Source organism: Anatilimnocola aquadivae (genome assembly GCF_049819085.1).
Lineage (GTDB): Bacteria > Planctomycetota > Planctomycetia > Pirellulales > Pirellulaceae > Anatilimnocola.
This window is the reverse complement of sequence record NZ_CP187419.1, coordinates 3130975-3155391: the sequence shown is the minus strand read 5'-3', so window position 1 is coordinate 3155391 and position 24417 is coordinate 3130975. Positions and strand designations below refer to the sequence as shown.

Here is a 24417-nt window from a genome sequence, read left to right as displayed (position 1 = left end):
CTCCATTCTTCCACACAGGGAGGGCAAATACTGAGGGTATTGGTTGCCAGGCACAGGTGTGCCCAGCGGTTGGGTATGAACTTACTCGGGCTTCTTCTTATTCATGGGCGGCTGGATGGAAGTCGCGGGAGAAGTGGACTTCTTTTCGTCGACGACTTTCTCGCTCTTCACTTTTTCGGCAACTGGCTTTTCGTTGGGCCGTTGCTTATCGAGCAGCGGCTTCTTTTGATTACCTCGATTGCCACCGGCATTCGTCAGCGACTTGAGGTGACCTTCGATGACCGAATCTCGATCTCGCTCCAAACGGCCGATGTCTTCATCCAACTTGCTCAAGCGGCCCGTGACGCGTTCCCGTTCGAGTCGGAGTACATCGAGCCGGGCCTGCCATTGTTCGGCAAGAATCTCGCGGAGTTGCTTTTTCAGCTCTTCGTTTTCGGATTCGGATTCACCCATCTTCAGGCGAGCGACGAGCAGCTGTGCTCGGGACTGAGCTTGCCAGGCTTTGAGTTCCAGATCGTATTGCCGGCTATCTCGCTCGTGCACCATCGCCAACTTTTCGGTCACGCGGAATAGATCGCGCACGGCCCGTTCGTATTCTTTGGGCTGATTGGCTTTGAGATGCGAAAGCAACTGAGCCAGTTCCGGATGATTCCGCTCGACGAAATCCGTCACCGTCGCTTCACGCTCGGGCGTGATCGCAATTTGCCGGGCTTGCCCAGGCTTTTGCGTCGGCTTGTTGCCGGGCTTTTGCGCCAGCACGTCGTTGCCAACGGCAACGCAGGCGCAGGCCACTAGCAGAATCAGTAGTAAACGCCAAACAGGCATATCCCTAGTTCTCCTGCGGACGAGATTCCGCCGCATCGAGAGGAGTGGCTTCAGAAGTTTTGCGTTCGTTACCGGCAATACCCAGTACGGCTGCGGTCATCCAGGAAGGAGCCTCGGTCGAAATGCTGAGTACTTCTTCTTGCAACAGAGCTTCGTGCAAGGCCAATTCATCGTCGCCCGATTCGTCATCACCGGCGGTGGCATCAGCCTGCATCTCGGTCCAAGCGACAGCCAGAGCGGCAGTGACATGCGCGACGTTGTTGTTGCCCGCGAGTGGCGCTGCGGGACCAAACCAGCCAGCATTCCAACCGGCCATGACCAGCACCGCTGCGGCAGACATGCCAGCGACCAGCCAGGCAAGATGCTGGGAGCGGTCGCGAGCAGGGAGGGAAACGACCGGCTGCTTGGCCACGGCGGTGATGACCGAAGCTTCGGCGGCGGCAATCGCGTGATAGAGTTCGACCGATTGTGCCAGAGCTTCTCGCGCGGCTTGATCGACAGCCATCCGCTCTTCGAATTGTTCGACTTCGGTGGGCGACAACTCACCGGCGACGTAGCGAAAAGCCAGCCAGGCAAGTTCATCTTGCGGCTCAGGCTTTGTTAGTTGGGACATGGCTTACCTGCTTTCAGGTTCCGTGTTTGATTTGTCAGTGCTTTACTTGGTCGGTTCATTCTTCGCTGGGGCCGGCGAACCACAATCTTCGCCGAACGAGGCACCCAAGCGAGCCCTTAATTTGGTCAAAGCCGATCGCATTCTTCCTAGAGCCGTCCCCAGCGGGATGTTGAGCTCTTCAGCGATCACGGCAAATGTTTTCTCTTCGTAAATCCTCATTCGCACTACCTGTCGCTGGTCTGGAGGCAGCAGTTCGAGTGCTTGCCGGACCCGTTCGACCGATTCGTGCCGGACAAGCAAATCCTCGGGGACTGCCCGACCGTTGTCATCTTCCGCGATCCGTTTGACGATCCTCTCACCCACCGCATCGCGCCGGCGGATCGCCATTGCCTCGTGATAAGCCACCCGAAAGAGCCACGCCTTGCGGGTCTCTTCCTGGGTCTCACCACCGCGCTGCACCATTTTGACGAACGTGGCTTGGAGCACATCGGCGGCCAGTTGCGCATCGCGCAACAGACCGACGAGAAAACACCTAAGCTCTTCGCTGTGCTGGACATACAGCGCAGCGACTAGTTCCGTCGCAAGGGGGGAGGGCGGTTTTTCGGACAACGGCTCGCTCCTGCGGCATCTCCGCGCCGGAGGACGCTTCGTAGGTAAGATGCCTGGGGCTCTGCGTTTATTGCTGCGCGACTGCAAAAAAACGGGTGGGATTTTATTGGTGGCCAGTGGGCTGGGGTCGGGAGTCTATGGCGAGTGACGATCTTACTATCTGGTATGTCTAACTCGCCAAAGACTCCCGACCCCGGTCTATCGCTGTTCGTTATAATCGCCTCACCGCCCAACTCCAAACTCTGGGCTGATTCATTCAACCCCATTTCACGCAAAGCGGACTGCCGTGCTGCTAGGCCCCATTTTTTCTCGCGAACTGGCCATCACTCCGCGGCGCTGGCAGCACTATGTCACCCGCGTGCTCTATCCCACGGCCCTCGCGGTGCTGATGTCGACGGCCTGGTTCATCGTGGTTGGCACGCAGGAAGTGCGCAACACCGGCGACATGGCCCGCTTCGGCGCCATCTTGTTGCAAGTGGTTTCGCCGCTGCAACTCGCCGTAATGTCATTCCTCGCCGCCCTCGCCTGCGTCAGCAGCATTGCGCAAGAGAAAGATCGCCGCACGATCGTCCTCCTGTTGCTTACGCGACTTTCCGATCACGAAGTGGTCCTCGGCAAGTTGGTCGCCAGCATGCTCCCTGTGCTCTCGATGCTGTTAGCCTCACTTCCCGTTGTCGGCCTGATCACACTCTTCGGCGGCGTCTCGTGGCGACAGGTCCTGACGATTTACGGGATCGTGCTGGGGGCAATGTTCGCCGCCGGCAGCTTGGGGACTTTGTTCGCGCTCTGGCGCGAGAAAACTTTCCAAGCACTGACCATGACCGCCATCGTGCTGACGATTTGGGTTGGCCTGTGGGAAGCTGCAGCCATGTTCGCTGGCGAGCAAATGATCGCTGGCGTTGCCGTCCGCGATCTCGCCATGGCTTGTAGTCCCTTTCGGGCGACCTGGAGCACCTTGCAAAACTCCACGCTCGGCAATTTGAACGGCCTGCCGCGCGAGTTGCTGTTCGTCGCCGTGTCATTCGTGATTTGCGTGATCCTGAATGCAATCTCCATTTTCAATCTGCGGGCCTGGAATACGGGCCGCGATGCCTTGCCTCGCAATGAGAATGCTGACGAATCGGCCACCATTGGCCACACCGATGAGCAAGAAGAACGAGCCCGCTCGGGGCATGTCGATGCTCGCGTTCGTAAGGTGAATCAACAGAGCCGCAAGGTTTGGGACAATCCCGTCCTGTGGCGAGAAATGTGTACCTGGGCCTATGGTCGCAAGGTACTCATTGTTCGCCTGGCTTACGTCTTCCTGTTCGTGCTCTCGCTCATCGGGCTTTGGTCAACCGCTCGCCCCGGCCCGGTGGTTGCCGGCGCGCGAGCGTCGATCGTTCCGCAAGCAGCGCGAACACTTGCGCCCGTGTTGGTGGTGAGCCTGGTTATCGTCAATGCACTTGCGGTCACTTCCATCACCAACGAACGAGACGGCGGCGCACTCGATTTGCTTCTCGTGACCGATCTTACGCCCAAGGAGTTCATCTTTGGCAAGTTGCTCGGCGTTGCGTACGTCGCGAAGGAGATGATCGTCTTACCGCTGGTGCTAGGCATCTTCACGTATGCCATCGGCGGCATGACACTCGCCAATTTGATCTTTCTGACGCTGGGCCTCGGCGTGATGAACGTGTTCGTGATTACGCTGGGCCTGCATTGCGGGCTGCACTATGCCAACTCGCGCCATGCAATCGGCGTGAGCTTGGGGAACGTTTTTTTCCTCTGCCTGGGCGTCGTCACACTGATGCTGTTGATGATTTCGTTCAGCGGTTCGTTCCAGGTGCAGTATGCTCCGTTCCTCGCCTTTATCGTTGGTGGCGGCGTGGGCATTTTTGTCTCGCTCGGCATTCGCAATCCCTCGGGCGCGATCGGCCTGGCGTCGATGGTCTTGCCACTCGCCACGTTCTTCAGCGTGACCAGCTTTCTCGTGGGTCACTGGTCCGACGTCTTCCTCGTTACCTCCGCTGCTTACGGCTTTGCCGTGGCCGCGATGCTCGTCCCCGCGCTCTCGGGCTTCGACGTCGCCCTCGGCCGCAGCCGTGGTGGGAATGAGGAATGAACTTCCGCCAAATCCCTCGGTTTGGATTGCGGACACTTTTCGTCGTAGTAACTATTGCCTGCGTGGCGGGCGCTTACTGCGCCAAGTCATTTCGCGGTGAGCGATACGCGCACTCAACAAGCTACCGGCTTGATGGTGTGATGGCCCACAAGGCTGCCGACTACATCAGAGCGGAACTCAACAAACTGCCCGACCATACGCTGACCGACGAAACTCTGTTTAAGTTTGAGCGAAGATTCAATGGTGCAGCATTCATTGATATGGAACGCGTTGATCCAGAAGTCGTGTATGCGAGACTTCGACTGCCGGACGGGAAGATTACGCTCGTCGGATTCTGGATCTATCCGTCGACTCCTGCGCTGAGCTATCCATTTCCAAGAACTGACGTTACGGTCGCAATGCTTGCCTCTGAATCGTACTTCGATATCCGTAGTGGCGAGGCAACCAAACGAGAACTACAGAGGGCCATTTTGCTGAGAGACACATACTCGAGTATGGTTTGGGCGGGTGGGTCGCAACTGGACATACGCAAGCAAGTTCCGAGTCGGAAGTAGCATCTTCATGCAAGAATCCATCGCGCAACTCTACTCGGTATTTGCGCCCTATCATTTGGGAAACGATTTCGCCGGTTGCCCATGTTGCGTGACGCCGCGTCAATCGGCGGCACTGGCTGCGAAGCCGTTGCGTCATTTGACTGCGGAAGATGTCGAGCATTACGCCACCAAGGCCATGACGACTTGGGGCAACGTGCGACACTTCAAACACTTTTTGCCGCGTTTGCTGGAATTGTGCCGCGAGCACGAACCCGGCAATTCACGACTGTGGGAAGGCGTCTTTGAGCGACTCGGCTCTGCTCACTGGGAATCGTGGCCGCCGATCGAACAAGCAGCTGTCGAAGAGTACCTCCAGCAACTATGGAAGCATCGTTTGAACGAGCCCGTCTATGGCTGCTCAACGGCGGATGCTCCTGAACTGCTGTGCTTCCTCGCTTGTGCCTGCACGTCGGTACAACGATTTCTCGACGACTGGCTGCATACCAGAAAGCCCGACGCTGCTCGTGCGCTAGCGGCGCTCGTTTACGAGAATAGCGCGAGTCTAATTAAGAAACGTCAGCTAGCCGAGGCGTTTTGGAATGTTCAAGGGGAGCCTCATCGGGAAGTCATCGCCTGGCTGCAATCCGACGCCGTGTTGAACTATCTCACCTGGGGAAGCAAGATCATTTGCAACGATGACCCTGCTACTGACTTCAACTATGCACTGCCGCAATTGCAGGCGATTCGAGCTGCCTTGAAATAGCAGACAAGCGCTTTGCCGAGTTGCCGCTGGTTACTCGGCGGGAGCCACCGGTTTGCCTGCGGCATCTTCGATGGCTTTCGCCTCGGCTGCGGTCAACTTTTGATCTTGCATGGCTTGATCCCAGGCAGACTGCAACTGCGGGTTCTTATCCACCACGGCCCGCGTTCGCTGGACCAGGTCAGCATTGGCCACTCGCAAATACCACAACCAGCCGCACATCGGCAAAATGAATACGACCATCGCCACTAGGGCGAGAACGACACCAACTTTTTTGGTCCGGGAATCCATGAAAACACCTAGCTCCGTTGAAGCACCAATTCCGATCAGGCAGGTTAGCGCGCTGTGCTCGCATTCCTCGTGAACGGCACTACGATAAGCCGCCAGGAGCGAAACGGATAGCACCCGATTCGCGATGGACCATTGGCCAGCTCACGGTCCTTCCCCAGCGATAGCAAGTTTGCCAAGGTTGGTCGCCAGATAAACTACAGCAACGGTGGAAAACTCGATGACCGATATTTGGATCGCGATCGCTGTGATGTCGCTGCTCTCCATGGGCGCGGCAATCGTGGCGGCGCGCTATCTCTCGCCGCAGACAGGTCAGAGCGTGATGCTGGGGTTGGCTCTTTCGGTGGCTGCGGCGATCTTCTTCTTGTTGTACGGGGCGGGCCAGCTGTTTTGGGCGCGCTTGGTACCTAGTTCGGCCGCGATCATCTATACCAACCTGGCCGCAATCTTGGCGGCCATGGCTGCAGGTTGGGGCTCGCGATTGCCCAATACGCCGCTGTGGCGGCGCAGCATCATGGCACTGGCCCTGGCAGGCGCGTCACTCGCCGCGATTCTTTGGCCGCTCCTCTCCATCGCCTTGCGTCCGCCGCCAGCAGGTAAAGACCAGTGGCAAGGTCCCGTGGCGATGCAAACTTCGTGGGCCACGTGCAGTCCAGCCGCAGCCGCCACACTGCTGCGGGCCGAGGGAATTCCCGTCAGCGAAAGCGACATGATTCCGCTGTGCCTTACCGATTACGATGGCACGCCGACCTTGGGTTTGTATCGAGGCATTAAGCTCATGGCGTCTCGACATCAACGGCAGATCGAGATTGTGGATAGCCGTTTGGAAAAGCTGTTGGCCGACGACGATTGGCCCGTGCTGATGGCGGTGCGATTGCCGCGAGGCGTTGACGATCCGCGCTTTGAACAAGAGTGGGGCTGGATTCCCGGCATGGGGCATTCGGTGGTTGCCCTGGGTCGCCGTCCCAGTGGCGAACTCGTCGTCGCCGATCCGGCCATCGGGCTGGAACTTTGGTCGGAGTCGAAACTGCAAACGCTCTGGCAAGGAAATGGATTGCGGGTGAAGTAGCAGCGTGGCTGACCGGACTCGCTTACGAAAAACTCTGCTTGTCTTTTGCCCTGGCCTCGCTAGGCTAAAGCCCGGGGCTTTAGGCGGAGAGACATCATGATCGAGCGGCGCACTTTTCTGGCAGGAGTGATGGCAGGCGGGTTGTCGATGGGACCTGCAGCCGGTGGCGAAGCGAGAGCGGCAGCAACAGGCACAGCGAAGAAGACCGTGAAGGTTGCGGCGGTGCAATGTCCCAGCGATCTCGGCGAGATCGAAGCGAATACGCGGCGACTATCGAAGCTGATCGAGACCGCAGCGGCCAGTGGTGCCAAGTTTGTCGTGCTGCCCGAGACGGCCATCTCGGGCTATCTGTCGCAAGACTTAAAGACCAACTGGCACTTGCCCGATTGGCCGCTCGAAAAAGCGTTCGGCGGCAAAGATCCGCGGGCATTCGCGCAAACGGTGCCTGGCCCGGCGACGGAGCACTTCTGCAAGCTCGCCAAAAAGCTCGGGATCTATCTCACCATTCCGCTGCTCGAACGAGCGGGTGGCGAACCTGAAGACGAACCGCAGTTGTTCAACACGGTCTGCCTGGCGGCACCAAACGGCGAATTGGTCGCCCACTATCGCAAACTCACGCCGTGGCCCTATCCCGAAAAGTCTTGGGCGACCGCCGGCGACCGTGGCGTGCAGACTTACGATACCGAGTATGGCCGCGTGGGTCTGGCCATCTGTTTCGACATCCACACGATCCTGGAGAAGTACGAGCCTCACAAGCTCTGGGCGCTGCTGTACCCCATCGCTTGGGTCGATGACGATCATCCAGCCGAATGGTTTTGGCACAGCCTGCCCGAGCGACTGAAGCCCTTCAACCATTACTTGATCGGCGCGAATTGGAGTGTCGATAAGAAACCCAAGAACAACTGGAAGGGCTATGGTTTCTCCACTATCCTGGCTCCCGATGGCCGCGTGATCTCGACCGCCAAGAGCCTGTTTGGCGAGGAGATTGTGTATGCCGAGTTGGAGACAGCGTAAGTTCCACGAACCTTCCAACGAGACCGGCGTCCTTCCATTTGCATTCGCCAGATTTCACGCCGTCGCTTGGGAAACTACTCATGAAAATTGCTGAAGCTTTACTGCTGCGGGCCGACATGCAGAAAAAGCTGGCCTCGTTGCGGGAACGGATTGGACAGTACGCAGTCGTGCAAGAGGGAAGCGAGCCTCACGAGGATCCCGCAAAACTCTTGGACGAGTCGATGGGCGTGCTCAAGGAACTTGAGTCACTAATCTTTCGCATTAATCAGGCAAACCTGACTCACAAGTTGCCCGACGGACGATCGCTCACGGCAGCCATTGCCCGGCGCGAAACTCTCGTCGCTCAGCACGCGCTTTTGCAGCATGCGATCGCCAGTACTAAGAAAGAACCCGATCGCTATAGCATGTCGGAAATCAAGTGGATTGCCACGCTCAAGGTCTCGAGCCTGCAAAAGCAGTCGGAGGATTTGGCGAAGAGCATTCGCGAGATTAACGGTGCCATCCAAGAAGCCAACTGGAAAGCCGAACTGGAGGGCTAACTTAGCGAATGAGTTGAAAACATATGGGTCCGGGCGAGCGTCAGACCCCGACACGGGGCCAGGGGGTTGAAAATATTCTGGGCCCGCTCTGGAGCGCGGTGGGCAGCGCAAAACTTTTACAACTTCGCCCAAGCATCACTGACTCCTCAAGCCCGGCTTAACGCCGGTTACTTTGCAACACTTACTACCAGACGCTGACGGACCCACTTTTTTCTACGCTGCTTCCTTCTACAGATCTTGGCCAGCGACGTCGCCAAGGTTTTCACGTACCCGCAGCTTCTTATCACAATGTTGTGATGCCTGCCGACCGGCACAGTGCACCTGCAAAGCCGGATTAATAAGACATAGCTACTCTCGGCTTATCGTAGCCACATCGAATTGGCAGTGCGATTGATTCGCTGACGAAGTAACTGCCCTGCGGCCATCTGTCACCTGCTGACAGAAATAGTGGAATTCTCTTGCGGTGCGCACGGATTCACGTTGACACTGGGAGGGTAGTTACCCATCATTATCGCGGGTCCTAGGGGGCAGTGATGCCCCTTAAGGACTGATACGTTATTCATCACTTATTTTTTACCTCTCGAAAACAGGTGGTTCATGTTCGCAACACAGCGGGACAAGCGAAAAGGCAGGGCGGGGTTTACCCTCGTAGAGCTGCTGGTGGTGATTGCCATTATTGGCGTGCTGGTGGCACTCTTGCTGCCCGCAGTACAAGCGGCTCGTGAAGCGGCACGACGTTCGTCGTGCGTCAACAATCTGAAGAACCTCTCGCTGGCCACGCACAATCACCACGACGTTCTCAATCGCTTTCCGCCGGGATGTGCCCGCGACCAGGCCCCGTTCGGAACTCATGCCACCGGCGGCGCCTGGGGCAGTTCGTGGAAGGTGTACTTGCTCCCCTACATCGAACAGACCGCCCTGCACAGCAAATGGGTTTTCGATGGCACTAGCAGTGGCTATCAGAACGCGAACAATATGGGGTTGGTCAATCGAATGATGTTGAAAATCTATCGTTGTCCTTCGTCCCCAATGCCGGAGTTCTATACGGCGTCGAACAATGCCGGCTCGATTCAAATGTTTACCTCCTATACTGGAATTGCAGGCTCGAACCTTCCCGGTACGACGTTCTACACGGGAACCCATGGCGACGGCTCCGGTACAGGTCCGATGTACGCCAATAGCAATGCGACGATGGCCTCGCTTACGGACGGTACCAGCAATACGTTCCTGATTGGCGAGCAGAGCGATCACATGCGCGATGCCACGAACAAGCCCATCCTCGGTAGCTACACCGCCATCACCAGCCAGGGGCCGCACGGCTGGACGATGGGTGCCGGCAACATCACGGTGGGAGCCGCCTACACCGATCGTCACTTCAATTGCACGACGGTCGCCTATCAGATTAACCAGCGCGGTCTGCCCAACAGTGGCGGCACCGGACATAACACGGGGAACAATATTCCGCTTAGTTCGGCCCATCCAGGCGGCTGCATCATGGCCATCGCCGATGGTTCCGCCCGCTTCGTGAGCCAGACGACTCCGTTGCTGATTCTGCAGCAAGTGGCGTGTGGCAGCGACGGAGCGGTCGCGGCTCTCGACTAGCGACGACGTGCCGTCGCAATCCTGCTTTTGCTTCTACGGCCCTGCCATCTGGCAGGGCCTCCTCTCTCATTCTTGCAAGGGTGTTCCGCATGCGGTTCCTGGTGGTCGCGACGTTGCTATTGATGCTGGCTGGTTTCGCGGGCTGTGGTCCTGCGGCGACCAAGCTGCCTCCCCTCGCCCCCGTGAAGGGGACTGTCAAACTCGACGGCAAACCCATGGCCACCGGCGAGATTGTGTTCGTGTTGCCCGGCATGCCGGATCAACTGATTCCCGTCAATGCGGGTGAATACTCCGGCAACGCGATGATCGGCGCGAACTCGGTGCGGATCTTCTCCTATTTCGAAAGCCCACCCGACAGCGGACTCGAATCCGACACCGTCAAGAAGACCAACATCGTCGCCAACCGTTTCAGTTATAAGTCGACGCTGACCGCGGACGTCAAACCCGCGAAGCCAGAAGCCCCCAACGAGTTCAGTTTTGAGGCAATGACACGCTGAACCGGTTGAGCCAGTCCATGTAGTAGCCCCACAGCGATATTTGTCAGGCTTAGCTTCCTTGGTTAACCGAGCCGCTTGCGGCCGTTGAGCAGCCAGTTCAGTCATTTCACCTCGGCCTCGGCGCTGACGAAGATGTAGCGTGCGATAATAGTCTTCAAGCGTAGCGGGTGTGCCGTCAATCCACAGCTAACCACAAGGACTACTTCAGCACATTGATCGCAATTCTATTGACTCTTTCTAGATACTCGTTGTCTCTGCTGCTTGCGGAGAGCACCACCAGTACGCCGTCTTCCCATAACTCCACGTGCTCAGCAACCTGCTTCAATCGCGCCGCGGCGACTTCGCACGAAAGCCTAAACGCCCGCTCGCAAAGAGTGCGATCAAAATAGCATGCCGGACTCAATCTAAGGATGCCGTCACGCCCATCCAAATCGCGAGGATCGCTTCGGCGTAGTTCATTGAGCATCTTGTAGTCGATCATATCTTGCTCATTACTTACCACAACATTAGCTCGATATGCGCCGAATGTACTAATTACTATCGGAAGTGACGTAGTAAGCAGGCTCACATAATCAACCAATTGTGTATCACAAACAATCGTAAGGCTGTCGTCATACATCGCGACATCTGGCATGTCCTGAAATCGCGGACCATAAACGGCATTAGCGTTGACGCCATTCCTGCAGATTGAATTCAGTTGAGCTGCTCCAACATCAAGTTCATCTCCTTCTGCAAATTCAAGAATAACAGACTCCGTTGCCGCTTCATTCGCCAAAGACGCAGAGAGCAACGTTTCAATAGCCACTTCATGTCGCTGCTTCGCCGACTCACCCGTTTTCGGGCGATGTCGAATCCTAATTCGAACAAGTTGTTGTTTAGTCATTTGTCACCGAACTCGAGCCTCAATGCCGATAATGCTATTGTCTCGCATAATTGTCACTAGTTATGTAGTTATGTAGGTCAGGTCGGTACTCCGCCCTGAACAAATGCAGGTGGACCTTCTTGGGAGTGAACCTCACGCGCATTGCCCGGCAACGGAACCGGACCTGACCAGGGTGACTCGCCGCTGCCCATCCAGCGCTCAAAAAATGCCCCCGGTATTGATTCAGGGCGGAGTACCGACCCGACCTACGGGGCTACTTATTTGGCTCGATCAATTCGGCGACCTTCGGTTGCCGTTTTCCCTCGAAGATTTCGACGACAGTTTCGCGAACCTGTTTATAAGGGGGCAGGGCACGAAAGATGCCATAGGACACGACATTCTCGCGATTGGAGGCCACGAAGTAAGGTGCGTCGGCGTCGGTAGTGACCCCAATTTTGAGTAGGTGGGCCATAATTTTTGCCGTGGAGCCTACGATGACTTGATCTTCGTGTTTCTTATCTGCCCCATTCGTCAGGAAGAACATGTACTTTGCAGGCTGAGCGTCGGTCACTGCAAAAAACTCATCGACCACGACAGTTGCATCACGCAGGCGGAACTGCTCGCGCTGGAAACTTTGGTGGGGATACTTGCCCGCCGCATGGAGCGCATACATTCGATCAACATGAACTTGAGGATCGACTGGGTTCTTCAAATGAGGGGCAAGCAATAGCAGCTCTTTCTCATTGTCGGCATCGTCTGGCCACACCTTCGCGATCTCCAAGCGCGCCCGATACAGTTCGTCGAGTCGTTTCAGCTTCAGTAAGCCTTTAACCAACTCATCGCGGAATCTTCGGTCCTGCGCATGGGCTGCAATTCCAGCACCTAACACTTTCTCCCATTCATCGTACATTTCCAAGCGAAACGTTAACAACGCGAGCATGTAGGCTGCGTCCGGCTCGCCTAAATCCGCCTGGCACGCCTCGCGTAGTATTGGTCTTGCATCTTGAGAGCGTTTTGCCGAGATGAGACCAGTTGCGAGTGTTACGAGCGGCAACGCTTTCTTCTTTGGATCGAGTTCGATCACCCGGCGGATCGCCGTCTCTGCATCGGGAAATCGCTCGGCATCAACTAATGCCCGCGCCTTGAGCCAGTGAAAGAGGAGCGAATTCGGCTCTTTCTCGAGCAGCGGCTCGACCACCGCCAGCGCTTTGTCGTGCTCCTTCAGCTCCAGGAGAAATTCGCAGTAGAAAGTCCTGACGATTTTATTCTCGGGGTATTTCTCCAGCCCTTTCCTTAATACTGCAGCCCCATTTCGAAGCAGCACTTCGGCTTCGTCTTTCTGGCCGGCCTTCTTGAGCGCAACGGCCTTGTCCAGCACTTGTTCCAATTCTGTGATTAGATCAGGAATGCTCTGAGTCTTGCCTACGGGACAAACAATCACAAGCAACAGCATCGAGAACAACGCCCGAAAGCTGATCGCAAACATGTCGAACCTCCTTGCTTAATGTCGCCATCATCCTAGACCGCCAGAGCCTCGCCAATGTAGGCCAAGTGCCGCACCTGACGAACACGCATGTCCATTCAATAGTTGGTGAAATCCTATGCTCCACCCGGACATCGCAGCCAATCAAAACGACGTATCGGTGGTGGTGATCGAGCGTCATCGTACTGGATTCGCTCGCTGCAAACCATGTTTCTTCACAGGGTGGCATGCATGGTCATTGGCCATTTTTGGGTGGCATGGGTTCTACCCATGTGCTGATGGACTTTCTCGTGGGGCGTATCGTGACAGATGCGAGTGGAATTCAAACCATTCTGAGGTAACGACGCACTGCGATTGCTGGTGAAGATCGAGCTGGATTCTAGCGGAGTTGGCGAGGAGCCCTACCTCAGAAGACAAAGGAAGACATGGGTAGAACCCATGCCACCCCACCGGACACAATCGACCGGTATCATTGCTGCAGCCCTTTCGCAAAATGGCCCCTGAGCCGCGATCGATCTGCCCGGCTGAGCGCTGCTGCAAGTCACGTACTGGCACCCAAAAATGACGGCACCACCCAGTATTTCAGGCATATGATTGCAGTTCTAGTAGTAGTCCGACCAGCGCTCAATGTCATCTGGTTAACCCACGCGCTTGCGCGGGTGAACTATGAAATGACTGAACTGGCAGTTCAACGGCCGCAAGCGGCTCGGTTAACCAAAGTAGGGCAGTCTGACAAAGATCGCTGGTCGGGCTACTACTATCTATCTATTGCTTTGACGACCGTGCTTCCTCCAGACTACGGTGAGCGTTTTCGGATTCGATGGTGTTTCTCAACATGTCTTCTTCGGTGGAAGCTATGAAACTGGAGATCTCGTCGTCCGATGGGTATATAAAAGCGATGAACGAAAACCACATGGCAACCAGCGGTAGCGAGAAGGTCAGTAAGACGCTTACGACCAGCTTCGGTTGAAACAGCACACAAAGAAGAGCTATTACAAGAAAGACGTTTAGCCCGACAATTCCTACGGTTTGCCACCTCCCCAATGCAGACTCTGCGGAAGATCTGATACTCAGCAAGAGCTTTGCCCAGTAGTTGGCGAAGGAAGCTTTTGATCCTCGAGACTGAATATGCCGAAGATTAACCTTTGCTTGTTCTTCAGCGCGTAGTCGCGCACGCATCGTGGCTTTTGCTTCACGGGCTGCTTGATCGATTGCCTGTAGGTCCTCACGACAAAACCTACACTTAGTCGCTTCGATCTTGATCACTTCTGCGCAAAATGGGCACTTTCGGCCGCGGCCGGTGGCTAGTAGCTGGAGTTCTTGTTCTGCCGCCGGCGAACTTGTTCCGGCAACAATAATTGCCCCAATAATTGGGCTCAGCAACAAACTGAACCAGAATCCGTACCCAAAACCAAGCCCCTTCGAACTTGAGAATACGCCGATTCCCAAGCTCAAGACAAACGTTGACGCCAACACAATGACTAGGAAATCGTTATCGCCCATCGCAGGTCTTTTACGCTTTCGGGGTGCCAGGCTGTAAGCGGCCACGAGCACGCCAACTGCATTATTGGCCGACTGTCGGTTTTTCTGGGTGCCGCTGGCTCTGCACTTGCCTGACGCGGAGTTGACTTAGACAGATGCAGGCTGCAGCAATGATACCGCTTGCCTGCGCGCCAGCCAAATGGGTGGGCAGCTTCCTTCCGAGAGGCCAAAAGCTGTTGTGATGACGGCAGGGTGGCATGCGTGGTCATTGGCCATTTTTGGGTGGCATGGGTTTTACCCATGTCCTGATGGCCTTTCTCGTGGGGCGTATCGTGACAGACGCGAGTGGAACTCAAACCATTCTGAGGTAACGACGCACGGCGGTTGCTGGTGAAGATCGAACTGGATCCTGCCGGAGCTGGCGAGGAGCCCTACCTCAGAAGACAAGGGAACACATGGGTAGAACCCATGCCACCCAACCGGACACCATCGTTTGTGGTGAGCTTGGGTCATGGGCTACTCGAAGTAACGAATCGTTGGCAGCCTCACCCGCGCTGGGTGGTCGGCGTCTGCGAACGTGGAAAACATTATTACGATATGTTGACTTAGTGCCAACAACATCTTAAAGTTTCTGGGGACGGGGCCGGCTAGGCCCTGCGCGTTGCGGAGCGGACTGCGACGTAGAGAGATGGTCCCGGTACGGAGTGCGAATCAAGCCACCGATCTGTGTGTCAGGTTTTGGTGCTGGTTGACCCGCGCGCTTGCGCGGGCGAAGTGCGGAATACTCGGGTTCGAGGTGCTGCCGCCGCCAGCGGCTCGGTTAACCCGGGAGGACGGCAAACGGAGCGTACGGCCGAGTAAGGGGAAGGCTTCTTTGCAAGTCGAGCGCCCACCCGGTTAGGGGATGTTCAGGCTGGAGTTTGAACAGGGGCAAATGTGGTTATCAGATGGTTATCGGAAAAACCGAGATTTGTAGGCAGATTCGGTCGTAAACAACATAGCAATAACAGGTTATGGCGATTGGCTTCGTTGCGTTTTTCGTGCAGAAAGTTATCAAAGCTGGTTTTCAGGAAGGCTGAGCGGGGACTGTTCAGCGGAGAGAGTGGTCGGCTGGGTCGACGAAGAATCGGCAGGACGGGAGGCTGGTCGCCACGAAGAGCCCCCACCCGATTAGGGCCTGTTCAGGCCGCGGTTTGAACAGGGGCGAAAGTGGTTATCAGATGGTTATCGGCAAAACCGAGATTGGTGGGATAATTCGGCTGTAAACTACTGAAACAGAGTAGGTTAGAGCGAGGCGATAAACTCGCGTTTTCACGCAAAAAGTTATCAAAACCAAGGGGGCAGAAGGGCTGAACGAGGACTGTTCAGCGGGGCAGAACGAGGGTTGCCAGAGAAGGGCGGGCAGACCAAATGGGTCTGCCGCGACAGGCGAGGAGCATCAATTGCCGAGGGGCTTAGCTCTTTTGGTAGCCGAGCTCTTTCATGACGCAGAGCATTTCTTCGAAGGTGATGAAGCGGCGGCGATGCATCAGCTTATAGGCATCGATGGCAAAGGCAAGCTCGCGGGCTTCGGGCGAGAGCTCGTCGTGGCTGTTGGCGAACTGGCGGCGTTCGCGGCTGGGGGCGTCGCCGGGGCCGGCGTTTTGCCGACGGTCGAGGAACGGAGCCGGAAGTGCTTCGACGGTGCTTGCGACGGACATGCCTGAGTTCTCCAGCCCACAAAATGGTCGCTGGAATGGTGCGTCGTACGAGCGAGCGCATCACCAGCCAACGAACAGTACGTCATAGGCTGGGGCAGTCAAACCGCCCCCTAAACTTTCGGCGTGTTGCCGGGCGGGGCAGGGGGGTTGAAGGTTCGCAGCAGCTTACGACCCTTATAGATGGAATAAGCCTCCTCGATGCCCAGCGAGCGGCGAGGTTGGCGGACAGGATAGAAGAGGATGTCTTCGAAGTCGGCGACGGCGACGCCAGCGGCACCGTCGCGCTGGACTTCGGCGAGCAGGGCCTTTTCGCCGAAGAAATAGCCCATTTGCAACGGTTGGATTTCGGCATAGCCGGCATCGTGCAGGCGTCGCTGCAGGCGGACGACTTCGAGTTGCTCGGCCTTGCTGAGGCGGGGGACTTCGTACTGCTTGATGTCTTCGTGCTCGGCTTGCCAACCGGCGAAGGCAGCGTAGATGTCGTCCGGCGGTAGATCGGCCAGGTCGGCGGTGAAGGCGTGGGCGAGCGGACCGGCGATGCCGACGTTGCTGTACGACCGCTGCTGGCCGTCTTCGAGTGTGAGGCGATAGGTGAAGCGGAAGAGGAAGCAGTCGACCGGGCCGTTGTAGCCCGGCCAATGCTGCTTGCGCTGGTCGACCAGTTCGATCTGCGTCGGAGGTACGCCGAACTGCGTGGGCTCGGCGAGCCAGATGACCAGTTCCGATTCGGCCCGAGCGGCCGGGGTGCGATATTGCGGGGGGATCTTGTCGGTGACCTTCAACTCGGTGGCATAGGTGAGGACGCGGAGCCGCGCGACGGGTTCGGCGGCTAGTTCGACGAGCGTGTCTTTGCCGTGCTGATCGCCCAGCCTGGCGAGGGCAGCGGCGGCCTCGGTGCGGACGCGACGATGGGCGAGAGCGAGGGCTTGGTTCAACTTGCCGATGGCTCGCTCGTCGCCGATGAGGGCGAGAGCATCGCAAAGCGACACGGCCAGCGACACGCTGTGGGCCACTCGCCGCGCGAGTTGCTGGGGCGTTTCGGCGAAGTCTTCGGGCCGCTCTTCGAGGCTTCCCAGCGAGTGTGTGAGCGAAGAAAGGAGTTCCATCAGTGGCCCGGCCATCGCCTTGCCCGGATGCTCTTCGACGAGTTTCTCACGGACGAGGTAATTCGCCAGGTCCAGCACCGCTGCAGCAAGTTGGGGCTTATCGATCACCGCGAACAGCTTGGGGAACAGGGCGTCGATAGCCAGTGGCCGCTTCAAAAAGAGCGGACTCAAAGCGAGGGCGACCTGTTGCTCATCTTCGGGCGGATCTTCGAGCAGCAAGTTGACGAGCAGCTCCAACTGTTCCTGTGTGCCACCCGCAGCGAGCCAAGTGAGGATGGGAGCCTTGGCTCCGCTACGCTGCGGCAGCTGCACGTAGAGCTGATGCATGACCGAGAGCAGCTGCGGATCGGCGAGGAGCGAGTCTCGCTTTTCGCCCGACGACAGGGCCGTACGACGTTGCTGCACCATGCTTGCCAAGATCGACGTCAGCAGGCGATCGGTGTTGGTCGGCAGCGGCAGTTCGAGCTTGATCACTTCGGCAAAGAAGGGCGTCCATTCTTCGCGCGGCGATTCGGTCAGCCAATTGGCGCGGCGATGTGCGCGGTTGAGGTCTTGCGCCGCGAGGTCATTCCCTCGGCGCAAATCTTCGAGCAGGGCGGACAAGCGATCTTCGAGTTGGTCGGTCATTTCAGAAAGGGAAAAGATGATTAGTGGCAAAGGCTATTCGTGCGGGCGGCGAGATTCGGCAGTCGGTGGTGGCTCAACGATCAATGTGGGTTCGACTTCAGCGAACTCCACGCTTTCGTAGACATCCGCCAAACGCATTGTGCAGCCGATCGAATCGAAGTTGATTTCGGAATTTATACCGACTGTCGTAAAGAGGGTCCAACCACCGTTCTCGCCGCGAACATACCGTTCAATACGAGGTTCATCCTGGGCAACAAGGACATATTCCTTGAGCGTGGAGATACGCTTGTAGAAATCGAACTTCTGGCGTCGATCGTACAATTCGGTGCTGGGGGAAAGTACTTCGACCAACAATGTTGGATTGGTATTGGCGTTGGGGTCGATGCTCTCCGATGCGGGGGCTCCGCAGACTACGGAAAGATCAGGATAGGTATGGAGGCCAACCTTGGGAATGAAGATACGTTGATCGCTGTTGGATGGCCGGCAAGGTCCGCCCTTCAGCGCAACTCGAAGCTGAAAGTAAACATTACCGGTAATTTTACTATGATTGCGCGAGCCACCTGACATCGCGAAGATCTCGCCACGGTAGTATTCGTGCTTGAGCTCGGACCGCTCTTCGCGAGCGAGATACTCTTCGACGGTGAATTGGCGATTGGGTGCGGTCGACATCATGCAGGCTCCGCTGCAGCGGGAGGATCGAGTTCTACTCCATCGTAGATTTCGGCAAGTGTCAGTTCGCAAGCGATTGAATGAAAATTGAGCGTGGCTTCCAAGCCGACGGCATCGGTGAACTTCCATTCGTCGTTCACATCGCGGGTGAACTTCTCGATCAGCGCTTCGTGCTGCGAAATGAGGACGTACTCCTGCAGCGACGGGATCTTGCGATAGAAGCCGAACTTGGTCGTACGGTCGTAGCGTTCAGTGGAGGGACTAAGGATTTCAATCAGCAGCGTGGGATTTGTGATCGTGTTAGCATTGCGAGGGTCGAACTTCGGCTCGCCGCAGACCACGGAAATATCGGGATACGTAAACAGTCCAGCAGCATTCACGGAAAGTCGCATGTCGCTGCCGAGCGGCTGGCAGGGTTTGCCTCGAAGTTTGGTATGCAAGGCGGCATATGCGTTACCGTGAATCTGCACGTGCCGAAACGACGCCCCCGTCATCGCGAAGATTTCGCCACGGTAGTATTCGTGCTTGAGCTCGGACCGCTCTTCGCGGGCGAGATACTCTTCGACGGTGAATTGGCGATTGGGTGCGGTCGACATGTGGGATGCTCCGAAGCGGATCGGTATCTCGATTATACCTGCGTAAGCTGCGGAGCGAAGGTTGCTACATCTTCTCGATCAACTCGAGGCAGATGCGGCGCACGTCGTTGGGGTTGGCGTTGGGATTTCGCTTTTTGGCTTGGCCAAGCAGCGAGCCGACAGCTTGCACCTTGCCACTCTTCACATCGGCGACGATCTTGGGGTTGGCTGTGACAAGTTCCTGGCAGATGGCTTCGAGTTCGCTGAGATCGACCTTGGCAATGCCGAGGGCCTTCATCGACTCGGGAGCCGAGCGGTTGTGCTCGACCATGTCGTTGAAGACTTCCTTGGCGCGAGTGACTTCGATCTCGCCGGCGATGACGAGCTTGACGAGTTCAGCCAGGGCAGGGGGGCGCATGCGAAACGATTGGATGTCGCCACCTTGTTCGTTGAGCACGCGCAGCACTTCCTGCGTCACCCAGTTCGCGGCTTTCTTGCCGTCGTTCGAAAGCTTGGCGACTTCTTCGTAGTAGTCGACGAACGAGCGACCTTGAATGACGACCACGTCGCTGTCGTACTGCGTAACTCCGTAGCTACCTTCCAGCCGCTTGCGAATCGCAGCGGGAAGTTCGCAGAGCGAGGCCCGGATTTTTTCGGTCTCGGCCTTGGGCGTGATAACTGGTGCCAGGTCGGGATCGGGAAAGTAGCGATAGTCGGCGGAGTCTTCCTTTTCACGTTGAGAAAGCGTGATGCCCTTGGCATCGTCCCAGCCACGAGTTTGCTTGGGCGAGTCCTTGATGGTCTTGCCAGTCTCTTGCCACAGTTTGTATTGCCGCTGCACTTCGTACGCGAGGGCTCGCTCGATAAAGCGAAAGCTGTTGAGGTTTTTGATCTCGACGATCGGGGTCGCGATCTTGCCATTCGGCGTGTGAATATGAATATTCACGTTCGCATCGACGCGCAGCGAACCTTCCTGCATGTTGCAGTCGGAGACGTTGAGATAGGTAAGGAGCAACTTGAGTTCCGTCAGGTACGCACGGGCTTCCTTCGTGCTGCGCATGTCCGGTTCGCTGACAATCTCCAGCAGCGGAGTGCCGGTGCGGTTGAGATCGATCCGCGTATCGCTCTTGCCGTGAGCTTCGTCGTGCAAGCTCTTGCCGGCATCTTCTTCCAAGTGAGCGCGAATGATACCGATACGCTTGGGCTCGAACTCACCCTTGGTATCGAAGATTTCGAGCCAGCCCTTTTGCGACATCGGCAGGTCAAACTGGCTGATCTGATATCCCTTGGGCAAGTCGGGGTAGTAATAGTTCTTGCGATCCCACTTCGTGAACTCGGGAATCTCGCAGTTGAGCGCGATGGCCGTCTGCAGCGACAGCTGAAACGCTTCGCGATTCATCACGGGCAAGCTGCCGGGCATGCCAATGCACACGGGACACGTTTGCGTGTTGGGTTCCGCGCCGAACTTCGTGCTGCAACGGCAGAAGAGCTTGGTCTTGGTCTGCAACTGCACGTGCGTTTCGAGGCCGATGATGATGTCGTAAGGATAGTCGGACATGGGAATTGCAGATTGCTAATTGTGAATTGCAGATTGGGAAGCTGACGCCGGTTAAGACGGATGGTTACTCAGGTGCTCGCCGGTTGTGCCAATCGGTCTTCTGCTGGTAAGCGTGGGCGGCGCGCAGGAGGCGTTCTTCGTCGAAGGGTTGGGCTTGCATTTGCAGGCCGATGGGCAAACCGCTGGCGGTAAAGCCGCAGGGAATGCTCATTCCGGGAACACCGGCGAGGTTCGTGGTGACGGTGTAGAGGTCTTCCAGGTACATGGCGAGCGGATCGTCGGTCTTCTCACCCAGCTTGAAAGCTGGCGAAGGAGTCGTGGGGCCGACGATGAAGTCGACGTCCTTGAAAGCGGCGTCGTAGTCGCCACGAATGAGCCGGCGGACCTTTAGCGCCTTCACATAGTAGGCGTCGTAGTAACCAGCGCTCAGTGTGTAGGTGCCGAGCATGATCCGGCGTTTCACCTCCGGGCCAAAGCCTTCCGAGCGGCTCTTCCGATAGAGGCGAATCAGGCTGTTGTCGAGTTTCCTCAGCCCTTCTTTGTCGTTCTTGGCTTCGAGCGCGGCCTTCTCGGCAGCCAACTCGGCGAGCATTGCTTTTTCTTCGCAGCGATAGCCATAGTGCACGCCGTCGTAGCGGGCTAGGTTACTGCTCGCTTCGCTGGGGGCGATGATGTAATACGTGGCGATGCCGTACTTGCTGTGCGGCAGCGAAATCTCTTTCACCGTCGCGCCGAGCGATTCATAGACCTTCACCGCTTCTTGAACGGCGGCGGCGATCTCGCTGTTGAGACCGGAACCAAAGTGCTCCTTTACTATGCCGAGTTTTAGCCCAACGAGAGGCTGCTTGACTGAGTCGGCGTACTTCGGCACGGCAAGATCGGCACTCGTCGAATCTTTGGGATCGTGGCCAGAGATCACATCAAGCAAGATCGCACAGTCTTCAGCGGTATGCCCCATCGGGCCGATTTGATCGAGCGAACTGGCGAACGCGACCAGACCATACCGGCTGACGCGACCATAAGTTGGCTTCAAACCCGATACACCGCAAAACGCCGCAGGCTGGCGAATCGAACCGCCGGTATCGGTGCCAATCGACAGCGGCGCCATCGAAGCAGCAAGGCATGCGGCCGCACCACCGCTGCTACCGCCGGGAACGCGGGCCTTGTCCCAAGGGTTGCGAGTAGGATGAAACGCGCTGTTTTCGGTCGAGCCACCCATCGCGAACTCGTCCATGTTCGTCTTACCGATCAGGACCGCGTCGGCCTGCTTCAGCTTGGCAATGACGGTGGCATCGTAAGGAGGAACGAAGTTCTCGAGCATCTTGCTGGCGCAGGTCGTCTTTACACCTTGCGTGCAGAGAACGTCTTTAATCGCCACCGGCAATCCGGCGAGTTGCCCGACAGGCTTGCCCGCGGCACGTTTGTCGTCGATGGCCTTGGCCGCCTTCAGGGCTGCGTCGCGATCGACGTGCAAGAACGCCTGAATCTGGCCGTCGTGCTGCTGAATCTGGTCGAGATACGCGGTGGTCAAGTCAACCGACGAGACCTTCTTCGACTGGAGCGATTGAATGAGTTCGGCGGCGGTCGAGCGAAGCAATGACATGGGAACCTGCAGGGCAAACAAAGGAAGCGCAGAACAGCTGCTAGTGCGAGTCGCACGGACATATTGCGTGCGCTGCGCTAGACATCATGGTAAATACGAAGCGATCAAAGCTCCGCATGCCTGGGATGCGCTTTAGAATGACGGAATCGCCGCAAACTGACAATGCGGGGAGCGTTTAACTCGCGGGGAAACGATGCAGAGTGACGATGTCCCAAAACCTGCCGGCTTGCTCAGTGCTTCATGGCTTCAACTCGTTAAAGCGAAGCTTCAGCGGGAAGCCGACAAGGAAAATATACTTGTTGCGAAATTAAACGACGATTCGGGAGTAATCGTCGTTTTTCCGATCGAGAAAAACGGCTTCAGTAACGCTCAAATCATTAACTCAACCGGTACGGTTCGATGCCAGCTCGAAATCCCCTATGAATTCAGGAATGGCCACGGCTTTTGGGATGCCTACTACGTGCAGGGCGAACTGACGGCGATCCTTTTGACGCCTGGAAGGGACTTCGCGTTCGTCATTGACGAACAGACTGGGTGCGTGCTGCGGAGCTACGAAACGAGATAGCCAAATGCCGGAATAGTGCGAATGCCGCTTGTTACCGGCCACCAGAAAAATTACTCGCCCAGCACGGCGGGGACGCGGTAGCATTCGTCGTCGCGTTTGGGAGCGTTGGCCAGCGCGGCCGCGCGAGGAAGGTGCTCGCCCTGAATGTCTTCGGCGAACACATTGCTCAGATCAAAGGCGTGGGCCATGGGCTCCACGTTATCGGTTTTCAGTTCGCTGAGCTGTTCGACGTAGCCGACGATACGCCCGAGTTGCGAGGTCATGGTTCCTAGCTCTGCCTCGGTCAGCAACAGCCGACCGAGCAGCGAAACCTTATCGACATCTTCGCGCGACAGCGACATCGTGGTCCTACAGCAAAGAAAGTCAGGCTCGAAAACTACTTGGCAGGCTTGGCTGGAGGAGCCTTCTTCTCAGCCTTAGCCGGAGCAGCAGCGGCCTTGGGGGCGGCTGGCTTGGTAGCCGAGACGGGCAACTTGAACGGAGCTTGCTTGACGGCCTTGCGAACCACGCCCTTCTTCAAGCAGCGGGTGCAAACGCGGACGGTCAGATTGGTGCCGCCGGGGGTGGTGATGCGGACGCGCTGCAAGTTCGGCTTGAACTCGCGACGGGTGATCCCGGTCACCTTGGTACCAACGCCACCGAGGTACTTGGCCTTACCGCGGGTCTCGATCTGATTCCCCTTGGATTTCGATTTTTCGCAGTACTCGCACTGATACGCCATTGCCAGATCCTTCGCCAAGGGTCGCTGCCGGGACAAACGAATTGTCCCCGCAAACTTAAGTCTCATTTACCGAAACCAAGCAATATACCAGTCTGCTGGCAGGACGCAACCGCAGATGTGAGGAGAAGAGAGGAAGGGGCCAGAGGTTAGGTGCAAGGGAGGGACAGGAACTAGCGCACCTTTTCATAGGTGGTCAGGTCGCTGCCGGGATTGGCTTTGGTGTCGAACGAGGTGGGCAGCTTTTCGCTGTCAGCAGTGGTCACGCAGGTCCGCAGTTGCCCCTTGTCATTGATTTCGAAGATGCCTTGCAGCTTTTTCTCGTTCCCCTTCCGATCCTTCAGTCCCGACATGGTGAAGGTTTTGGGAGTTTTGGTCTCGTCGAACATGTAGGTCCCTTCCATGAGGACCTTGTCGCCAACAACTACGCGCACCTTGCCCAGTTCAAAATGAATCTGGCTGGGGATCTTCGTCACGAGGTCATCGGGGAGTTTCATCCCCGCGTGTTCGATGGAAACCATTTTCCATTTGCCATCGAACGGATCGGCGGCAGTGGCAACAGGGATCCCGGCTGCGGTAACCACGACGACGAATAGTGACAACGCCCAGTTTCGCAGAACGGCTTGCATAGCGAACTCCATGGAGACCGACGGCCGAGAGGAAGAGGTACAGAGATAACGCCTAGCGTAACAACTTCGGGCAATTTGCCAACGAAAGGAAGATCACCAGGAAAAATCTATTTGACAACAAATCAGTACCTAGAGATAATTTCGGCAAGAGCAACCAGGGCCTGCGGTCCGCGCTCGGGATCTGCGTGACTGACGTGAGGTCCAATCGCTCTGGCGAGGAAATCGAGCCTGAGGAAATGCGTCGTGGCGGAGCGCGACGGCGGCATTGAAGCGACCAAGTGACCATGTAAACGCAATGTAAAAAGTGGTTATCAAACGGTTTTCAGACGAACGTCAGAATGAGGCATTTGAATCCCGCAAAGCATTCTACAACAGCAACTTACGACACGC

Annotated in this window: 25 protein-coding genes; 9 read left to right on the top strand and 16 right to left on the bottom strand. The window is 56.9% G+C overall.

Annotated features, from left to right (window positions below; all coding sequences use genetic code 11):
• Positions 1–81 precede the first annotated feature (81 nt).
• From NA78x_RS12805 to NA78x_RS12795, 3 genes are read right to left on the bottom strand one after another with little or no spacing between them, the layout of a single operon-like run.
• On the bottom strand, positions 82–825 hold the full coding sequence (locus NA78x_RS12805; RefSeq protein WP_425618846.1) for a hypothetical protein: 744 nt from the start codon (positions 823–825) through the stop codon (positions 82–84).
• Positions 826–829: 4 nt separating this feature from the next.
• The gene (locus NA78x_RS12800; RefSeq protein WP_425618845.1) at positions 830–1438 is read right to left on the bottom strand and encodes a hypothetical protein; all 609 of its coding nucleotides are present in this window, start codon (positions 1436–1438) and stop codon (positions 830–832) included.
• A 42-nt stretch (positions 1439–1480) separates the two neighbouring features.
• Complete coding sequence (locus NA78x_RS12795; RefSeq protein ID WP_425618844.1) at positions 1481–2047, bottom strand: RNA polymerase sigma factor; 567 nt, start codon at positions 2045–2047, stop codon at positions 1481–1483.
• A 286-nt stretch (positions 2048–2333) separates the two neighbouring features.
• On the opposite strand from NA78x_RS12795, the gene NA78x_RS12790 reads away from it, so the two are divergent.
• The 3 genes from NA78x_RS12790 to NA78x_RS12780 are packed head-to-tail and all read left to right on the top strand — an operon-like array spanning position 2334 to position 5444.
• A complete protein-coding gene (locus NA78x_RS12790) occupies positions 2334–4148 on the top strand; it encodes an ABC transporter permease subunit (protein WP_425618843.1) in 1815 nt (604 codons plus the stop codon).
• The gene (locus tag NA78x_RS12785; RefSeq protein ID WP_425618842.1) at positions 4145–4702 is read left to right on the top strand and encodes a hypothetical protein; all 558 of its coding nucleotides are present in this window, start codon (positions 4145–4147) and stop codon (positions 4700–4702) included. Before NA78x_RS12790 ends, NA78x_RS12785 begins: the two co-directional genes overlap by 4 nt.
• A 7-nt stretch (positions 4703–4709) precedes the next feature.
• Entirely contained in the window at positions 4710–5444 is a 735-nt protein-coding gene (locus tag NA78x_RS12780; RefSeq protein WP_425618841.1) for a hypothetical protein, read from the top strand.
• Positions 5445–5474: 30 nt separating this feature from the next.
• Here NA78x_RS12780 and NA78x_RS12775 read toward each other — a convergent pair whose 3' ends face one another.
• On the bottom strand, positions 5475–5732 hold the full coding sequence (locus NA78x_RS12775) for a hypothetical protein (RefSeq protein WP_425618840.1): 258 nt from the start codon (positions 5730–5732) through the stop codon (positions 5475–5477).
• Between the two features lie 217 nt (positions 5733–5949).
• Between NA78x_RS12775 and NA78x_RS12770 the strand changes: the two genes are divergently transcribed.
• The 5 genes from NA78x_RS12770 to NA78x_RS12750 all read left to right on the top strand — a co-directional run bounded on the left by NA78x_RS12770 (position 5950) and on the right by NA78x_RS12750 (position 10450).
• Positions 5950–6798: a peptidase C39 gene (locus tag NA78x_RS12770; RefSeq protein WP_425618839.1), complete on the top strand. Its 849-nt coding sequence runs from the start codon at positions 5950–5952 to the stop codon at positions 6796–6798.
• A 96-nt stretch (positions 6799–6894) separates the two neighbouring features.
• The gene (locus NA78x_RS12765) at positions 6895–7812 is read left to right on the top strand and encodes a carbon-nitrogen hydrolase family protein (protein WP_425618838.1); all 918 of its coding nucleotides are present in this window, start codon (positions 6895–6897) and stop codon (positions 7810–7812) included.
• An 80-nt stretch (positions 7813–7892) separates the two neighbouring features.
• Entirely contained in the window at positions 7893–8351 is a 459-nt protein-coding gene (locus NA78x_RS12760) for a DIP1984 family protein (RefSeq protein ID WP_425618837.1), read from the top strand.
• Positions 8352–8948: 597 nt separating this feature from the next.
• Entirely contained in the window at positions 8949–9953 is a 1005-nt protein-coding gene (locus NA78x_RS12755; RefSeq protein ID WP_425618836.1) for a DUF1559 domain-containing protein, read from the top strand.
• Positions 9954–10042: 89 nt separating this feature from the next.
• A complete protein-coding gene (locus NA78x_RS12750; RefSeq protein ID WP_425618835.1) occupies positions 10043–10450 on the top strand; it encodes a hypothetical protein in 408 nt (135 codons plus the stop codon).
• A gap of 199 nt (positions 10451–10649) precedes the next feature.
• On the opposite strand, the gene NA78x_RS12745 is transcribed toward NA78x_RS12750, so the two are convergent.
• From NA78x_RS12745 to NA78x_RS12705, 9 genes are all read right to left on the bottom strand, one after another.
• Positions 10650–11333 carry a hypothetical protein gene (locus tag NA78x_RS12745; RefSeq protein WP_425618834.1) on the bottom strand — a complete coding sequence of 228 codons (684 nt, stop codon included), beginning with the start codon at positions 11331–11333 and terminating at the stop codon, positions 10650–10652.
• 253 nt (positions 11334–11586) lie between these two features.
• Entirely contained in the window at positions 11587–12798 is a 1212-nt protein-coding gene (locus tag NA78x_RS12740) for a tetratricopeptide repeat protein (RefSeq protein ID WP_425618833.1), read from the bottom strand.
• 762 nt (positions 12799–13560) lie between these two features.
• On the bottom strand, positions 13561–14298 hold the full coding sequence (locus tag NA78x_RS12735; RefSeq protein WP_425618832.1) for a hypothetical protein: 738 nt from the start codon (positions 14296–14298) through the stop codon (positions 13561–13563).
• A 1433-nt stretch (positions 14299–15731) separates the two neighbouring features.
• Positions 15732–15977 (bottom strand): hypothetical protein, encoded by a 246-nt coding sequence (locus tag NA78x_RS12730; protein WP_425618831.1) that lies wholly within the window; start codon positions 15975–15977, stop codon positions 15732–15734.
• A 110-nt stretch (positions 15978–16087) separates the two neighbouring features.
• On the bottom strand, positions 16088–17740 hold the full coding sequence (locus NA78x_RS12725) for a HEAT repeat domain-containing protein (RefSeq protein ID WP_425618830.1): 1653 nt from the start codon (positions 17738–17740) through the stop codon (positions 16088–16090).
• 3 nt (positions 17741–17743) lie between these two features.
• Positions 17744–18379, bottom strand: coding sequence for a Uma2 family endonuclease (locus NA78x_RS12720; RefSeq protein ID WP_425618829.1), 636 nt, complete (start codon positions 18377–18379; stop codon positions 17744–17746).
• Entirely contained in the window at positions 18379–18975 is a 597-nt protein-coding gene (locus NA78x_RS12715) for a Uma2 family endonuclease (RefSeq protein ID WP_425618828.1), read from the bottom strand. Before NA78x_RS12715 ends, NA78x_RS12720 begins: the two co-directional genes overlap by 1 nt.
• A gap of 64 nt (positions 18976–19039) precedes the next feature.
• A complete protein-coding gene (gene gatB, locus NA78x_RS12710) occupies positions 19040–20512 on the bottom strand; it encodes an Asp-tRNA(Asn)/Glu-tRNA(Gln) amidotransferase subunit GatB (protein WP_425618827.1) in 1473 nt (490 codons plus the stop codon).
• Positions 20513–20576: 64 nt separating this feature from the next.
• Positions 20577–22115: an Asp-tRNA(Asn)/Glu-tRNA(Gln) amidotransferase subunit GatA gene (locus NA78x_RS12705; RefSeq protein WP_425618826.1), complete on the bottom strand. Its 1539-nt coding sequence runs from the start codon at positions 22113–22115 to the stop codon at positions 20577–20579.
• 193 nt (positions 22116–22308) lie between these two features.
• Between NA78x_RS12705 and NA78x_RS12700 the strand changes: the two genes are divergently transcribed.
• Positions 22309–22680, top strand: a complete 372-nt coding sequence (locus NA78x_RS12700; RefSeq protein ID WP_425618825.1) for a hypothetical protein — start codon at positions 22309–22311, stop codon at positions 22678–22680.
• Positions 22681–22730: 50 nt separating this feature from the next.
• Here NA78x_RS12700 and gatC read toward each other — a convergent pair whose 3' ends face one another.
• From gatC to NA78x_RS12685, 3 genes are all read right to left on the bottom strand, one after another.
• Positions 22731–23021, bottom strand: a complete 291-nt coding sequence (gene gatC, locus NA78x_RS12695; RefSeq protein ID WP_425618824.1) for an Asp-tRNA(Asn)/Glu-tRNA(Gln) amidotransferase subunit GatC — start codon at positions 23019–23021, stop codon at positions 22731–22733.
• Positions 23022–23056: 35 nt separating this feature from the next.
• Entirely contained in the window at positions 23057–23401 is a 345-nt protein-coding gene (rpmB, locus tag NA78x_RS12690) for a 50S ribosomal protein L28 (protein ID WP_425618823.1), read from the bottom strand.
• 170 nt (positions 23402–23571) lie between these two features.
• Entirely contained in the window at positions 23572–24027 is a 456-nt protein-coding gene (locus tag NA78x_RS12685) for a TIGR03067 domain-containing protein (RefSeq protein ID WP_425618822.1), read from the bottom strand.
• Positions 24028–24417: the final 390 nt, after the last annotated feature.

What these genes read in the sequence shown, in the direction of transcription:
- NA78x_RS12805 (WP_425618846.1), bottom strand. Translation starts at nt 825, where the DNA reads ATGCCTGTTTGGCGTTTACTACTGATTCTGCTAGTGGCCTGCGCCTGC.
- NA78x_RS12800 (WP_425618845.1), bottom strand. Translation starts at nt 1,438, where the DNA reads ATGTCCCAACTAACAAAGCCTGAGCCGCAAGATGAACTTGCCTGGCTG.
- NA78x_RS12785 (WP_425618842.1), top strand. Translation starts at nt 4,145, where the DNA reads ATGAACTTCCGCCAAATCCCTCGGTTTGGATTGCGGACACTTTTCGTC.
- NA78x_RS12780 (WP_425618841.1), top strand. Translation starts at nt 4,710, where the DNA reads ATGCAAGAATCCATCGCGCAACTCTACTCGGTATTTGCGCCCTATCAT.
- NA78x_RS12775 (WP_425618840.1), bottom strand. Translation starts at nt 5,732, where the DNA reads ATGGATTCCCGGACCAAAAAAGTTGGTGTCGTTCTCGCCCTAGTGGCG.
- NA78x_RS12770 (WP_425618839.1), top strand. Translation starts at nt 5,950, where the DNA reads ATGACCGATATTTGGATCGCGATCGCTGTGATGTCGCTGCTCTCCATG.
- NA78x_RS12765 (WP_425618838.1), top strand. Translation starts at nt 6,895, where the DNA reads ATGATCGAGCGGCGCACTTTTCTGGCAGGAGTGATGGCAGGCGGGTTG.
- NA78x_RS12760 (WP_425618837.1), top strand. Translation starts at nt 7,893, where the DNA reads ATGAAAATTGCTGAAGCTTTACTGCTGCGGGCCGACATGCAGAAAAAG.
- NA78x_RS12755 (WP_425618836.1), top strand. Translation starts at nt 8,949, where the DNA reads ATGTTCGCAACACAGCGGGACAAGCGAAAAGGCAGGGCGGGGTTTACC.
- NA78x_RS12750 (WP_425618835.1), top strand. Translation starts at nt 10,043, where the DNA reads ATGCGGTTCCTGGTGGTCGCGACGTTGCTATTGATGCTGGCTGGTTTC.
- NA78x_RS12745 (WP_425618834.1), bottom strand. Translation starts at nt 11,333, where the DNA reads ATGACTAAACAACAACTTGTTCGAATTAGGATTCGACATCGCCCGAAA.
- NA78x_RS12740 (WP_425618833.1), bottom strand. Translation starts at nt 12,798, where the DNA reads ATGTTTGCGATCAGCTTTCGGGCGTTGTTCTCGATGCTGTTGCTTGTG.
- NA78x_RS12735 (WP_425618832.1), bottom strand. Translation starts at nt 14,298, where the DNA reads ATGGGCGATAACGATTTCCTAGTCATTGTGTTGGCGTCAACGTTTGTC.
- NA78x_RS12730 (WP_425618831.1), bottom strand. Translation starts at nt 15,977, where the DNA reads ATGTCCGTCGCAAGCACCGTCGAAGCACTTCCGGCTCCGTTCCTCGAC.
- NA78x_RS12720 (WP_425618829.1), bottom strand. Translation starts at nt 18,379, where the DNA reads ATGTCGACCGCACCCAATCGCCAATTCACCGTCGAAGAGTATCTCGCT.
- NA78x_RS12715 (WP_425618828.1), bottom strand. Translation starts at nt 18,975, where the DNA reads ATGTCGACCGCACCCAATCGCCAATTCACCGTCGAAGAGTATCTCGCC.
- gatB (WP_425618827.1), bottom strand. Translation starts at nt 20,512, where the DNA reads ATGTCCGACTATCCTTACGACATCATCATCGGCCTCGAAACGCACGTG.
- NA78x_RS12705 (WP_425618826.1), bottom strand. Translation starts at nt 22,115, where the DNA reads ATGTCATTGCTTCGCTCGACCGCCGCCGAACTCATTCAATCGCTCCAG.
- NA78x_RS12700 (WP_425618825.1), top strand. Translation starts at nt 22,309, where the DNA reads ATGCAGAGTGACGATGTCCCAAAACCTGCCGGCTTGCTCAGTGCTTCA.
- gatC (WP_425618824.1), bottom strand. Translation starts at nt 23,021, where the DNA reads ATGTCGCTGTCGCGCGAAGATGTCGATAAGGTTTCGCTGCTCGGTCGG.
- rpmB (WP_425618823.1), bottom strand. Translation starts at nt 23,401, where the DNA reads ATGGCGTATCAGTGCGAGTACTGCGAAAAATCGAAATCCAAGGGGAAT.
- NA78x_RS12685 (WP_425618822.1), bottom strand. Translation starts at nt 24,027, where the DNA reads ATGCAAGCCGTTCTGCGAAACTGGGCGTTGTCACTATTCGTCGTCGTG.